The following is a 13977-nucleotide window of genomic DNA, read 5'->3' on the forward strand; positions in this document are numbered from 1 at the left end:
CAGCAATGATGGCCTTTTTTGTTTGTGCAATTTGAATCCCATGTTTTCATTCAAAGCTGCGTTACTGTGGCTGATTAGCGGCATTTTAGTCCGCTCTTTCTATTTATGGTCTACACTCATCTCTGTGGCCAAGTTTATGGTTTTTATGGTCTTTAAAATTTGCACTAGGATGGTGCGACGTATGATTCTCGACAGTCTTGGATCATACGGCCGAGCAATTCTCCCATCTGGGTGACTTATTTTAAGTAGAGAAAGCTATGTGGTTACCAACACGTATTTCGCAGCGGCTCACTATGGGCAGCATAGTACTGCTTTTACTGACCGGACTAGCCGTTTTTGGTGTGATGTCACTGAGGGGGCAACCTAGAGTAGTGGCGGCGAGTCAGGAGTTAATTGAGCAAACCGGTAGCAGTATCGTGAGGCAACTCGCACTTAAGCTTGCCAGCATTGAGGGTATTACTTTAAGCCTTGCACGCCTTGCAGAAGTGCTACCCCACGAGCAAGCTCTTTATCTTAATTCCTTACCCAATCTAATTGATAACAATGGCGATCTCACTATCGCTGGCGGCGGGATTTGGCCTGAGCCGGATAAATTTGTCGCTGGAAGCACCCGCCATAGTTTTTTCTGGGCCCGTGGTAGCGATAATTTGCTGGCTTATTCAGATGACTATAATGCGCAATCTGGCCCTGGCTATCACAATGATCCTTGGTATACAGGGGCACGCACAAGTTCTGTATCTCAGTGTTTATGGTCTGAAGCCTATCAGGATACCGTGACGAAAGTGGCTATGGTGACATGCAGTGTGCCATATCGTCTGACGTGGACATTTGCTGGGGTCGCAACAATAGATTTGAAACTTGATGATTTAGCAAAATTTCTAACAGAACATGGCAATGTAACTGACGGCTATGCTTTCGCTTTAGATAAAGCGGGTAATATCTTACATTTTCCTGAAGCGAATAAGTCCGACACTATGCTGCGCTTCACCGATCTCGTCGGGCAGTTACCTTGGCTTGCCCCCGTTGAAGCTGCGCTTAAACAAACCTCAATTAATAACGTAATTTCTGTGAGTTTAGATAAGGATGGAAGACTCAATCAGGCGAGCGAGGTAAGCCTTTTTGTGATGCCTGATACCGGATGGGTGATTGGTCTTGTGACGCCAAAGACCCGAGTCACAGGGCTTGCCCGTGAGCTGACCTTTGATATTTTGTTGTTTTTATTGCCCTTGCTCGCCATTTTACTTTATTTGGCTTGGTTGTCGGGTAAAAAACTGTTGGCGCAACTTGAGGAAACCACAGATCAAATTGCTTCCCTTGGGAGTGGTAATTTGGGCGCCAATGTCGAGCTGCAAATTCAGCGGGATGATGAAATTGGCGCTTTGCGTCGAGCTGTAAATACCTATGCGGGTACACTGAGGGCAATGCTCGATTTGATCACCCAAGAGGCGAAGAAAGTTCAGTTTGAGGCAACGCAATTAAGTGGTATTAGCCATAGGTTAGCCCAACGTGCAGAACAGCAGCGTCTTGAGAGTGCGCAACTCGCCGCGGCGATAACACAAATGTCATCAAGCGCGATGGAAGTGGCGAATAACACTAATGATTGTGCTGCAACGGCGCAATCCTCTTTAATTGTGGTGCGAGAAGGGCAAACCCGAGTGTCATCTAGCAATGCCTCGATTGAGGCATTAGCGAGGGAGATCGCCAATGCGACCAAGGTGATATCCCAGTTGGCTCAAGATAGCCAGAAAGTGGGCGCCGTATTGGATGTGATCAAGGCGATTTCAGAGCAAACTAATCTGTTAGCGTTAAATGCGGCAATAGAAGCGGCAAGGGCGGGGGATCAGGGTCGCGGCTTTGCGGTTGTTGCCGATGAAGTACGAACTCTTGCTGGTCGTACTCAAGATTCCGCTAATGAAATCAGTACCATGATTAATGCTTTGCAATCAGCATCTCGGCTTGCGGTACAAGCGATGCAAACGGGCGAGTCCCGCACTGTCCACGCAGTTGCTGAGGCTGAGGGAGCGGCCAGTTCTCTATCGAGTACTGTACAAAGTTTCGATGATATTTCGCAGCGAGCCCAGCAAATTGCTTTAGCTGCTCAGCAACAAAGCCAAGTGACTCAGGAGATCAATGAGTTGGCGGTGAGGATTAATAGCATCAGTGAAGATAACTCACTTGATGCGACCGCACTCGATGCGTTAAGCCTTGAAATGCAGAAACTATCCGACCGTTTAATCAATATTAATCGAGCTTAAGCCTAATATCCTGATAAAAAGTTATGTAGTGGATCGCCTTGTTAGTGGCGCTTTAACTGACCGGAAATTCAAAGCATAAGTCGAATTATGCGATTTTTTAAGCAAATTGGATGTAGATTGACCATGTGGATTGCTATTTTAAATTAAGAGTTTACAGCGGAGTAGGAGATAGCTATTATCTCGCTCGTTCGGAGGGGTGGCAGAGTGGTTTAATGCACCGGTCTTGAAAACCGGCGTGGGTTTATAGCCCACCCAGGGTTCAAATCCCTGCTCCTCCGCCATATTTTACGAGAAAGGCCATCAGTAACGATGGCCTTTTTTGTTTGTGCAATTTGAACCAAGGTTCCTCATTCTAAGTTCAGCTCCTCCGCTATATTCACGAAACAGGCCATCAGTAATGATGGCCTTTTTTGTTCGTGCAATTTGAACCAAGGTTTCTCACTCTCAGCCACAAGTTTTCTGTTTTTGCTTTGAAACACGTTTTTTAATCAAAAATTGAATTTGAAATAACCAATTAACACGATTAAGTATAAATTTAAGTTTACAGTGGCAGTAGAGATCGCTATTATCTCGCTCGTTCGGAGGGGTGGCAGAGTGGTTTAATGCACCGGTCTTGAAAACCGGCGTGGGTTTATAGCCCACCCAGGGTTCAAATCCCTGCTCCTCCGCCATATTTAGTCAAAATGCCGCTAAGCAATTAGCGGCATTTTGCATTTATATCGTTTGAACCCTTGGGTTCCTGATTAGAAGCGAAGCTCCTCCGCTATATTCACAAAAAAGGCCATCAGTAATGATGGCCTTTTTTGTTTGTGCTGTACTACCGATCCAACAAGCATTTAAGCTGATAGCGCTTTGTGTATTGCTTCGTTTTTAAACGCTTTTTATTGGTATGCTATTCTGGAGTCCTTTCTTTAAATATCATCTAGTTAACAATGTTGAATTTATGCTTTGCGAAATGGGGTTGTTGGGCTAAATTAGCCTTATGAACTCGTTATCCGTTTGCTGTGTTGCTTTATTTAACGCACGGAACGAGCTGAAAATAGTAAAAGGTGGATAAAGTTGATTTCGATATATTTGGTTGACGATCATGAGCTTGTGAGAACTGGGATCCGCCGTATCTTAGAAGATGAACGTGGGATCAAAGTGGTGGGCGAAGCCCCTGATGGTGAGACTGCGGTGCAGTGGGCTCGCCAGAACGAAGCCGATGTGATCTTAATGGACATGAATATGCCTGGGATGGGCGGACTGGAAGCCACTCGAAAAATTCTGCGTTATCAACCCCATGCTAAAATTATTGTGTTGACTGTGCACACGGAAGATCCATTCCCGAGCAAGGTCATGCAGGCTGGCGCTTCGGGTTATTTGACGAAAGGGGCGACGCCGCCGGAAGTATTGCAGGCGATACGTCAGGTTTCTCGCGGCCAGCGTTATTTATCCCCTGAAATTGCCCAACAGATGGCGCTGAGTCAGTTTAATCCCGCTGATGAAAACCCGTTTAAGTCTTTGTCTGAACGTGAGTTACAGATCATGTTGATGATCACCAACGGCGAGAAGGTAAACGATATTTCTGAGCAGCTGAACTTGAGCCCTAAAACGGTTAACAGCTACCGTTACCGCCTATTTGCCAAACTGGGGATCAGTGGTGATGTCGAGCTAACGCGGTTAGCTATTCGCTATAAGATGTTGGATGCTGGCCATTTTTAATAGTAAGTGAATTGCGTTGGTCGATGGCTTGAGTCGAGTGAGTTCGTGGGTTAAATGTTGCCATGTTGTCTGTGTTAAGTCTGCAAAACTGTGGGTGTAAGTGATGTCGAATGAATTTAACGCCCAAAGTTTTTTACGTACGGTTTCATCCTCCGCTGGGGTTTATCGCATGTATGACGTCAAGAATGACGTCATTTATGTGGGTAAAGCCAAAGATCTCAAAAAACGGCTCAGCTCGTATTTTCGTAAAAATCTAGGCAATGTTAAGACCCAAGCCTTAGTCTCGCATATACACCATATTGATGTGACGCTGACCCATAGCGAAACCGATGCGCTATTGCTTGAAAATGATTACATCAAGCAATACATGCCCAAATACAATGTGTTATTGCGTGATGACAAATCTTATCCTTACATACTGTTAAGCCAGCACGAACACCCAAGGCTTGCCTATCATCGTGGTCCGCAGCGGGAAAAAGGCCACTATTTTGGCCCTTATCCTAACGGCGGCGCCGTGCGTGAAAGCCTGTATTTAATGCAGAAGCTGTTTCCAATTCGTCAATGTGACGACCTTTACTACAAGTCTCGCTCACGCCCCTGTTTGCAATATCAGCTTTCCCGTTGTAGCGCGCCCTGTGTGGGTAAAGTCAGCAATGCTGATTATGATGAGCAAGTAAAACTCGCCAGCCTGTTTTTAAAGGGCAAAGATCAGCAAGTGATCAGCGCCTTAGTTAACAAAATGGAGCTTGCGGCCGAGCAACAAGCCTATGAGCAAGCTGCACGATTTCGCGATCAGATCATGGCGCTGCGTAAAGTCGCCGAACAACAGGAAGTATCGAATAATAAAGGTGATATGGATGTCATCGGTGTGCATTATTCGTCGGGCATCGCCTGTTTCCATTTGCTATTTATCCGCGAGGGTAAAATCTTTGGCAGTCGCAGCTATTATCCTTCCGTGCCCGCCCAAACCGATATGGACGAAGTGCTGCGCTCTTTCATCCTGCAGTTTTATTTAAATGCGGATATTCAACGCACTATTCCAAAAGAAGTGGTGATTAGCCACAACTTTGAAGAATTACATGAACTCGAAACGGCGATTTCAGAAGCGCTAGATAAAAAGTTTTCGATTAAGACCAATGTGCGCGCCGACAGGGCAAGCTTCTTACGGTTAGCCGTGACCAATGCGACCAATGCCGTGGTTACGCGCTTGTCCCATAAAAATACGGTCGAGCAGCGTTTTGTGTTACTTGAGGAAATCCTTGAATTGAGTACGCCTATTCAACGGATGGAATGTTTCGATATCAGTCATACCATGGGGGAGAGCACGGTTGCCTCCTGTGTGGTGTTCAATCGGGAAGGGCCGCATAAAGGTGAATATCGTCGCTATAATATCGAGGGTATTACACCGGGCGATGATTACGCGGCGATGAGGCAGGCGGTAAGTCGCCGTTTCGATAAGATTGAGGCGGGCGGTAAAATCCCTGACATTCTGTTTATCGATGGTGGACTCGGGCAGTTGCGTATCGCCCAGAAGATAGTGGATGAAAAGTTTGTCCATTTAGATAAAGCACCGCAGCTCATTGGGGTGGCGAAAGGTGAGGGCCGTAAACCTGGGCTCGAAACCTTGATTTTAGGGGATACAGAAACGAGCTTTTCCCTCGAGGGTGATTCGCCTGCGTTGCACCTGATTCAACATATTCGCGATGAGTCCCATCGATTCGCGATAACAGGCCATCGTAATCGTCGCCAGAAAACCCGCAATACTTCCACATTGGAATCTATTCCAGGAATTGGCCCTAAACGCCGTAAAGCTTTGTTACAGCATTTAGGTGGGTTGCAAGAAGTGAAAGGGGCAAGTGTGGCGGAATTAGTCAAAGTACCAGGGATCAGCATAGAAATGGCACAAACCATTCATGATGCATTGCGAGGGTGATAAAATTAAGGCAAGATTGGCGCTGCTTTTGACTAACTGGTTTGATCATGCCGTTTAACTTACCTATAGCATTAACTCTTTTCAGGCTTTTTTTACTGCCCATCTTTGTGGTGCTGTTTTATTTACCCTACGACTGGACCCCTTTTGTTGCCGCTTTTACTTTTTGGCTCGCGGCGTTAACGGATGCATTAGATGGTTATGCTGCCCGTAAATTGAAGCAATTAACCCGTTTTGGTGCTTTCCTCGATCCTGTCGCTGACAAGTTGATGGTGATCACAGCCTTAGTGCTGTTAGTCGATCAATACGCCAATATCTGGTTGACTATGCCTGCACTATTTATGATTGGCCGCGAGATTGTCATTTCAGCGTTGAGAGAATGGATGGCTGAAATAGGTAAACGTGGCACTGTCGCCGTGTCTTGGATTGGTAAATATAAAACTGCCGCGCAAATGGTGGCAATTATTGGCCTTATTTGGCAATACAATCCTTTAATGACCAATGCCGCTTTTGTGCTGCTATATATCGCCGCAGTATTAACGTTTTGGTCAATGATGAGTTACATTTTAGCCGCTTGGAAAGATCTGACTGCTGAATAGTGCAATAAAAAATCAAAGAGATTATTTAGTGTGCAAGCAGTAAGTTATCGATAAAACAGCGGTTGACACTGGGTAGTAAATCGGTAGAATGCCACCCCGTAGACAAGAGACGATGTGAAAACAAAATCTTAACGCTACTGAATATTGAAATGTGATATTCGCTCTGTTGGTAAGGTGAAATACGATACCTTGTTGATTTGAGTCAATAGCAAAACACAATGCGACATTAGCTCAGTTGGTAGAGCGATACCTTGCCAAGGTATAGGTCATCGGTTCGAACCCGATATGTCGCTCCAATATTCTTGAAGTCTGATTCTGGTTAATCCGAGTTAGCAACTATGGCGCGATGGCAGAATGGCTATGCTGCGGATTGCAAATCCGTCGATCTCGGTTCGACTCCGGGTCGCGCCTCCATAGATTAACGTATTAATGACACGATTCCCGTCGTTAATATAAAGAGTTTGCCCGAGTGGTGGAATCGGTAGACACAAGGGATTTAAAATCCCTCGCTGGTAACAGCGTGCCAGTTCAAGTCTGGCCTCGGGTACCATTATTTTTGATGATAATGGTAAAAATAAAGTCCTAAGCATTAATAGGGGTTTATTAAAGATTTAGTTGTTGTATTAAGTTTTAGTTATATAGCGTTAATAATATTTTTGACATGATTCCCGTCATTGATATTCAGAGTTTGCCCGAGTGGTGGAATCGGTAGACACAAGGGATTTAAAATCCCTCGCTGGTAACAGCGTGCCAGTTCAAGTCTGGCCTCGGGTACCATTATTCTGTATGAATAGCATAAAGCCTCAACGAAAGTTGGGGCTTTTTTGCATCTGGATTTCCACATTTAGTCAGTGTTGTCCGCGAGAGATTTAAGGCCAAACTTGACTAACACGCTTGGCGTGCCGCTGCCGATAAAAGCTTAAGTCTGGCCTCGGGTACCATTATTCTGTTTGAATAGCATAAAGCCTCAACGAAAGTTGGGGCTTTTTTGCATCTGGATTTCCACATTTAGTCAGTGTTGTCCGCGAGAGATTTAAGGCCAAACTTGACTAACACGCTTGGCGTGCCGCTGCTGATAAAAGCTTAAGTCTGCCCTCGGGTACCATTATTCTGTTTGAATAGCATAAAGCCTCAACGAAAGTTGGGGCTTTTTGCATCAGGATTTCCACATTTAGTCAGTATTGTCCGCGAGAGATTTAAGGCCAAACTTGACTGACACGCTTGGCGTGCCGCTTTCGATATAAGGAATAGTCATCAATGTGTTGGACTATTATCTCTTGCCTTAGTTAGCAGGGCTTCCTGCTGCGGGCTAGTCATGGGGCGGAGTGCTGAAAACGATAGCGTTATGCAGCAGCGGTGTGTTTGAAGTCGATAGCATCATTTTGAAGCAAGCCAGTAGCTATGTTGATTTAACTCTTTGTGCAGTGAACTCAGAGCAAAAGCCGTGATATTATTTCGGCGAAATAACAGGTCGTGAGTTTTTGCTTTGGTTTAACTTATTTATGCTTAGATAAATCTAGGAATGGAAAACTTATCAATAAAATCTCTCGATAAACGCTAGGCATAAAAAAGCGCCAGTAAAGACTGACGCTTTTATTAACGCTATAGGGTCGGTTTATGCTCGCTAAGCAAGGGAACTAATTGAGCTCTATTGCCAATCGTCGCTATTCCAGCGGTATAACCAAGTCGCTGCGAGGGGTTTATCGTCTTTCTTCAACTGTAATCTCAGTTCGGCTACATTGGTGCTTTCTGGTTCGAAGCTGACAAATACCCGTGCACCATTGATGTCAGGGTGGGCAACAATCCGAGTAGACAGGATTTTGCCTTTGCTGATGCTGGCATCGATACTAATTTTATCAATATCTTGTGGCTTGATATTACTAAAGTCGACGAGTAACTCTTTACCCTTGCTGAGCACTTGCCCCTTCGAACTGCGGACCACTCGTGCCTTTGACGCGATTGAAGGGCTGTCGTTTGACGCCGTCATACGATAGGAATATTTATATGGTTGATCTTTCTTCAGGCCGCCTTGAGGCTCCCAATAGGCGACTATGTTGTCGTTGGTTTCAGCACTCGATGGGATTTCAATCAACACCAGCTGACCCTTGCCCCAATCATTAAGTGGCTCAATCCACGCTGAAGGGCGAAGTTGATAGTTTGCACTCAGATCTTGATAGTCTTCAAACTTACGATGGCGCTGGATCAGACCAAAACCTTTAATATCTTCATCGGCAAAGGCGCTGACTTGCAGTTTGTTGGGATTATTTAAGGGGCGCCATAGACGCTCGCCATTACCGCGATCGATTTGCAAGCCGTCTGAGTTGTGTACTTCAGGGCGGTAATCGGGTTTATCTGAGTTATCTAATCCACCAAACAGGAACATAGAGGTCAGCGGCGCAAGGCCAACATGTTGAATATCTTTGCGTGGGAACAGGGTTACATCCACTTCGACACGTGATGGTGCGCCGGGATAAATACCAAAACGATAGGCGCCAGTGACACTTTGGCTATCTAGCAGAGCATGAACCACAATTGCCGTCTGATATTTAGATGGACGCTCGACCCAGAAACGCTTAAACAGGGGATATTCTTCGCCTTTAGGCTGGGCGACATCTATCGCTAAACCACGATTCGACAGGCCATAGGTTTGCCCTTTAGACAGTACGCGAAAGTAGCTCGCGCCTTGGAACATGATGAATTCATCTTTCATTTCATCGTCATTGATGGGGTAATGCAAACGCACGCCAGCATATTGACCTAATTGGGTGATGAGTTTTTCAATGGCGTCACTGGGCACATCGAACGAGGCCTCAGTGAGCTCTATCGGTATCGCTTTGCTGTTTTCGACCACGTCGATATCGACAAGGTTTTTATAGAGAAAACCCGGAGCAAAAAGCTGTACCGAAAATTTAGTGGGTGTACCGCCCCAAATCGCGGCATTTTCTTGATAATTGATTTTGCCATAGGTGGCAAAATCAAGATCGATCAGCTCTTTAGGCGCTTTCTTGGCTTCTTTAAATGGTTTTTGCGACAGCTGTTGCGCGATTTCGACTACAGTATCGTGGGTAAAATTTTTAGATTTTTTTTCTGGGGCAGGCGCAGGTGCTGCGGTTGTCTCTGCCGCTGCGGCATTGACGTTATTCATGCCGACGACGTAGACGATGGCGGTCAAGATGAAAAAAGGTAGTTTTTTGAGTAATGCCGGATAACCGGTAGGGTAATTCATCGTATGATTCATTCGCAAAATGGAAACTCCTTACTAAAATGACGCTGATTCATAGGCACAATATATGCTTCAGTCTATCTAATCCCTAAATATTAATAACTTGTCTGCTACAAAATCCTCAGTTGTGGGATCTGACTCGCTGAGGTGAACGGTAATTTTACCTGTGTAGCAGGATATTTGTAACATAAATTATGATTTGCGCTATTTAGGTGCTGCTCTGGATACTTTGCTACATGGTTTAGCCGTTAATAACAGTAAATGCGAATGTGCTCGGCGGTAGTAATAGTCAGTGGTAGTAATAGCTCAGTGGTAATAAAGAGTGTGGTGAAAACGCGCTTGGCTAAGCTAACTTAGCACTGATTCAATCGAGTGGCGTTGCTACAGAGCCGAGGCACCGTTAACGTTAGGATTTGAAGAAAACAGACAAGCGCATTAGGGCTCAAGCGATAGGACTAGATAAATAACTGAGGCTCACCGTTTTTCCTGTGAGCCTATTTAGATGCGCTATGCGGCTGCTAGCTTGAATATTAGGGCTTGAGTAAATTAGGGCTTAAGTAAATTAGGCCTTGAGTAAGTGCGACAGATCGCTGCCCACAGGGATAGGGATTTCTTGCTGTTCTCCGCAGAACAAATACGCAGGTTGGTTACCTAAGAGTGAGAGTTTGTCTCCCTGACGCCACAGGGCTGAGCCTTCAACTATGCCGACCACAGGGGTTAATGGGTCAACTTTAGTGAACTCTAATAACCGCTGGGCACGGGTTTCACCATTGTGGCCAGGTGCTTGGTAATTGGAATAATGCGGATTGAGCTGGAACGGTACTAAGTTTAATGCGTTGAACGACGGCGGCTCGATGATGGGCATATCGTTCGTGGTGCGAATGCTCAGTCCCGATACGTTAGAACCCGCACTCCAGCCGATATAAGGTTTACCAAGGGCGACTTGCTCACCAATCAGCGTTACCAGATCATAGCGATATAGTTGGTGCAATAAATGAAAAGTGTTGCCGCCACCGATTAAAATACCGTCGGCATCTTTAATCGCTTTTTGTGGATCGGGATGCTGGTGAATGCCACTGATATCGAGTTCAAGCTCACTTAACCCTGTCACTACAGACGCCAAATAAGTGTCATAACTCATGCTGACGCCAGCATAGGGAATAAAAATCCATTTCTGCGCCTTGGCGGTAAGCGGTTTAATAAAAGGGATCGCGTGGGCAAGGTAAGGTGTATCACCGACACGAGAGCTGCTCAGTAGTAGGGCATTGATTGTCATTTTATATCCTGAAATCTCGGAATGTGCAGGCATGTTAACAAAGATTAATCCCGATAAACATAGAGAAATAAAGCAGAATTGCGCTGTAGCACTGATAGCCGCTAGATTTAAGTTTCGATTAATATACTGTCCCTAGACTCTCGATCCATGAAAGACAGTGCCTATATACGAGAAAGATAACCTAATTTAAAAACTCTTTTCTTTTACCACTTGAATTTCGATGATTTGGACATATTATGTCTTTGAGCAAAGTTAAATGGCACATTCTTGCCCTAAAGGAGCTGAAATGAAGCGTATATTTTTATTGATTGCGACTAACCTAGCTGTGTTGCTAGTAGCCTCAATTGTAATGTCTATTCTAGGCGTGAACACGTCTACTATGGGTGGACTGCTGGTGTTCGCTGCCATTTTTGGATTCGGTGGGGCCTTTATCAGCTTAGCCATTTCAAAATGGATGGCGAAAAAGACCATGGGTTGTGAAGTGATCACCACCCCACGTGATAGCACTGAGCGTTGGTTAGTAGAGACGGTTGCCCGTCAAGCTAAGCAAGCGGGGATTAAAATGCCAGAAGTGGCGATTTACCAATCACCCGACATGAACGCGTTTGCCACAGGCCCAAGTAAAGACAATTCATTGGTGGCTGTGAGTACGGGGCTGTTATATGGCATGAGTCAAGATGAAATTGAAGGCGTATTAGCCCACGAAGTGAGCCACGTAGCTAACGGTGACATGGTGACCTTGACACTTATTCAAGGTGTGGTGAACACCTTCGTGATCTTCGCAGCCCGTGTGGTTGCCGGCATTATCAACAATTTCGTTTCGAGCAATGATGAAGAAGGCGAAGGTTTAGGTATGTTCGCTTACATGGCCGTAGTGTTCGTGCTTGATATGCTATTCGGTATCTTGGCTTCAATCATCGTCGCTTACTTCTCCCGTATTCGTGAGTACAAAGCCGATGAAGGCGCGGCCCGTTTAGCGGGCAAAGGCAAGATGATTGCTGCGCTTGAGCGTTTACGCCAAGGTCCAGAAAGCACGGCAATGCCTGCACAAATGTCTGCCTTTGGTATTAACGGCAAACGTTCAATGGCGGAAATGATGATGAGTCATCCTCCATTAGAAAAACGTATTGCAGCGTTAAGAGCAAGCTAATAAAGAGTGAGTTAGGTTTAAGTTTTAAGACTCACTTGAGATTAGATCTATGACTCTCAAAATCGGGCTCAAACTTTGGTTTGAGCCCGATTTTTTATGCCTGCAGTAAATTGTGTTGCGCGGTTGCCGCAAGGGCGCGATAGACCAGTGTCGTTTGCTTCGCCTTAATATTCCAATGCTGCCAAAACAGTGGCACGCGCATGCGCCGCTCTGGCGTGAGCTCAATCAGTATTCCTTGATCGATTAATGGCTTAGCTTGCAGATGACCGACGAGTCCATAACCTAAGCTTAAGTTAATCGCTTCTAAAAAACTTTCTGAAGAGGGGATTGTATGTTGCCACCATTGCCCTGGCGTCATATTGAAATATTGGGCGAGAAACTTCTCGTGCAGCTTATCTTTGGTGGAGAACACCACTGCTGGCGCCTTCGCTAACTGGGCTTGGCTAATGCCGTTAAACAGCTGAGTGTTGCTAAGTGACTGAGTGTCGCTCGGCTCACCAAAATAGCGCGCGGCAAATTCGGGCGTGGCGACACACAGGTATTCCATGGTGCCTAAAAACTCACTGCTGCAACCCGCCATCGGCACTTCGGTTGTGGTGACGCAGCCGACCGCTTCACCGTTTTTCAATAGATGATGGGTGTAAGACTCGTCATCGACAATCAATTCCAATAACCAAGCATGGCGGCTGAACATGCCTGCCAGCGCAGGTAAAAACCAAGTGGCTAAACTGTCGGCATTCACAGCGATGCGCACTGTGGTTGGATGGTTGGGATCGTCGGCGTCCATCTCAGCTCTTAATTCACTCTCTAGTAATTGCACCTGCGAATAGTGGCGCAGTAGGCGTTTGCCTGTGGGTGTCGCGACCACAGGATTGGAGCGAATAAGTAATGACTGACCGACTTTTTCCTCAAGCTGCCGAATACGTTGCGATACTGCCGACTGGGTGATGTGCAGCACTTTGGCGGCGCGATCGAATCCGCCTTCTGAGACCACAACAGCAAGGGCTTTGAGATTGGCGTATTCCAGCATAGTCATCCTTAATCGATGTGCGTTTGATGATTATTAATTTTACTTATGATACATAAAAAACATTAGTTATATTAATTTTGTTGTTTTGACTATGCTAGCGCCTTCTTCGAACATGAGAGGTGGTTATGCAAGCGGCATTTATACAAGGTATGGGAATTGGTGGCAGTTTGATTATTGCTGTAGGCGCGCAAAATGCCTTTGTGCTTAAGCAAGGTATCAAGCGCTCGTACCCGTTACCGATTGCCTTGCTTTGTTCTATCATTGATGCGCTGATGATCACTGCGGGTGTGGCGGGGCTGGGGCACATCATTGAATCTTTCCCGACCATTAAGCATGTGGCGAGTTTCGGTGGCGCCGCGTTTCTACTCTGGTATGGCGCGAATGCGCTCAAGGCATCGTTTGTGGCCAAGGGCATTGAGATGGAGCAGGCTGATAGTGCCGATACCTTCAAAAAGGCCGTGTTGACCACGCTTGGGATCAGTCTGCTTAATCCGCATTTGTACCTCGACACTGTGGTGCTGCTCGGCAGTATTAGCACTCAATTTGATGATTTACATCGGCCTTGGTTTGGCGCGGGTGCTGTACTGGCATCGTTTATTTGGTTTTTTGGCTTAAGTTTTGGTGCGCGTTTGCTGGCGCCCATTTTTACTCGCCCAGCGGCATGGCGTTATCTTGACCGTTTTATTTGGTTAACCATGTGGAGTATTGCCGCCGCGATTATTTGGCCCTATGTGGCAGGATAAACCGACGTTGTGATGCCATAGAATACGGGCTAGCTGAATGCTTTTGCGGTTTTTTTGCTCGGTTAGA

At 45.9% G+C, this 13977-nt stretch carries 9 protein-coding genes and 6 tRNA genes; 12 read left to right on the plus strand and 3 right to left on the minus strand.

What is annotated here, in order from left to right:
• Positions 1–257 precede the first annotated feature (257 nt).
• From Q4Q57_RS09590 to Q4Q57_RS09635, 10 genes are all read left to right on the plus strand, one after another.
• Positions 258–2255 (plus strand): methyl-accepting chemotaxis protein, encoded by a 1998-nt coding sequence (locus tag Q4Q57_RS09590; protein WP_311890684.1) that lies wholly within the window; start codon positions 258–260, stop codon positions 2253–2255.
• A 190-nt stretch (positions 2256–2445) separates the two neighbouring features.
• A tRNA-Ser gene (locus Q4Q57_RS09595) sits at positions 2446–2536 on the plus strand.
• 299 nt (positions 2537–2835) lie between these two features.
• Positions 2836–2926, plus strand: a tRNA-Ser gene (locus tag Q4Q57_RS09600).
• Between the two features lie 388 nt (positions 2927–3314).
• Positions 3315–3959: a UvrY/SirA/GacA family response regulator transcription factor gene (gene uvrY, locus Q4Q57_RS09605; RefSeq protein ID WP_006082070.1), complete on the plus strand. Its 645-nt coding sequence runs from the start codon at positions 3315–3317 to the stop codon at positions 3957–3959.
• 103 nt (positions 3960–4062) lie between these two features.
• Positions 4063–5892: an excinuclease ABC subunit UvrC gene (uvrC, locus tag Q4Q57_RS09610; RefSeq protein ID WP_311890685.1), complete on the plus strand. Its 1830-nt coding sequence runs from the start codon at positions 4063–4065 to the stop codon at positions 5890–5892.
• A gap of 47 nt (positions 5893–5939) precedes the next feature.
• Positions 5940–6488 carry a CDP-diacylglycerol--glycerol-3-phosphate 3-phosphatidyltransferase gene (gene pgsA, locus Q4Q57_RS09615; protein ID WP_006082068.1) on the plus strand — a complete coding sequence of 183 codons (549 nt, stop codon included), beginning with the start codon at positions 5940–5942 and terminating at the stop codon, positions 6486–6488.
• Between the two features lie 220 nt (positions 6489–6708).
• A tRNA-Gly gene (locus Q4Q57_RS09620) sits at positions 6709–6784 on the plus strand.
• 44 nt (positions 6785–6828) lie between these two features.
• Positions 6829–6902 (plus strand) — tRNA-Cys (locus Q4Q57_RS09625).
• A gap of 49 nt (positions 6903–6951) precedes the next feature.
• A tRNA-Leu gene (locus Q4Q57_RS09630) sits at positions 6952–7038 on the plus strand.
• 140 nt (positions 7039–7178) lie between these two features.
• Positions 7179–7265 (plus strand) — tRNA-Leu (locus tag Q4Q57_RS09635).
• A gap of 871 nt (positions 7266–8136) precedes the next feature.
• Here the strand turns inward: Q4Q57_RS09635 and Q4Q57_RS09640 are convergent.
• Positions 8137–9732, minus strand: a complete 1596-nt coding sequence (locus tag Q4Q57_RS09640; protein WP_409438186.1) for a glucan biosynthesis protein G — start codon at positions 9730–9732, stop codon at positions 8137–8139.
• 541 nt (positions 9733–10273) lie between these two features.
• Complete coding sequence (pepE, locus tag Q4Q57_RS09645) at positions 10274–10987, minus strand: dipeptidase PepE (RefSeq protein WP_311890687.1); 714 nt, start codon at positions 10985–10987, stop codon at positions 10274–10276.
• A 286-nt stretch (positions 10988–11273) separates the two neighbouring features.
• Here pepE and htpX point away from each other — a divergent pair, with 286 nt between their 5' ends.
• A complete protein-coding gene (htpX, locus tag Q4Q57_RS09650) occupies positions 11274–12137 on the plus strand; it encodes a protease HtpX (protein ID WP_006082065.1) in 864 nt (287 codons plus the stop codon).
• 94 nt (positions 12138–12231) lie between these two features.
• Here the strand turns inward: htpX and Q4Q57_RS09655 are convergent, their stop codons facing one another.
• Complete coding sequence (locus tag Q4Q57_RS09655; protein ID WP_311890688.1) at positions 12232–13167, minus strand: LysR family transcriptional regulator ArgP; 936 nt, start codon at positions 13165–13167, stop codon at positions 12232–12234.
• Between the two features lie 125 nt (positions 13168–13292).
• Here Q4Q57_RS09655 and Q4Q57_RS09660 point away from each other — a divergent pair, with 125 nt between their 5' ends.
• Positions 13293–13910: a LysE/ArgO family amino acid transporter gene (locus tag Q4Q57_RS09660; RefSeq protein WP_106650801.1), complete on the plus strand. Its 618-nt coding sequence runs from the start codon at positions 13293–13295 to the stop codon at positions 13908–13910.
• The last annotated feature ends 67 nt before the right edge of the window (positions 13911–13977 follow it).

The sequence above is a fragment of the Shewanella sp. SP2S2-6 genome (assembly GCF_031931965.1).
GTDB lineage: Bacteria > Pseudomonadota > Gammaproteobacteria > Enterobacterales > Shewanellaceae > Shewanella > Shewanella baltica.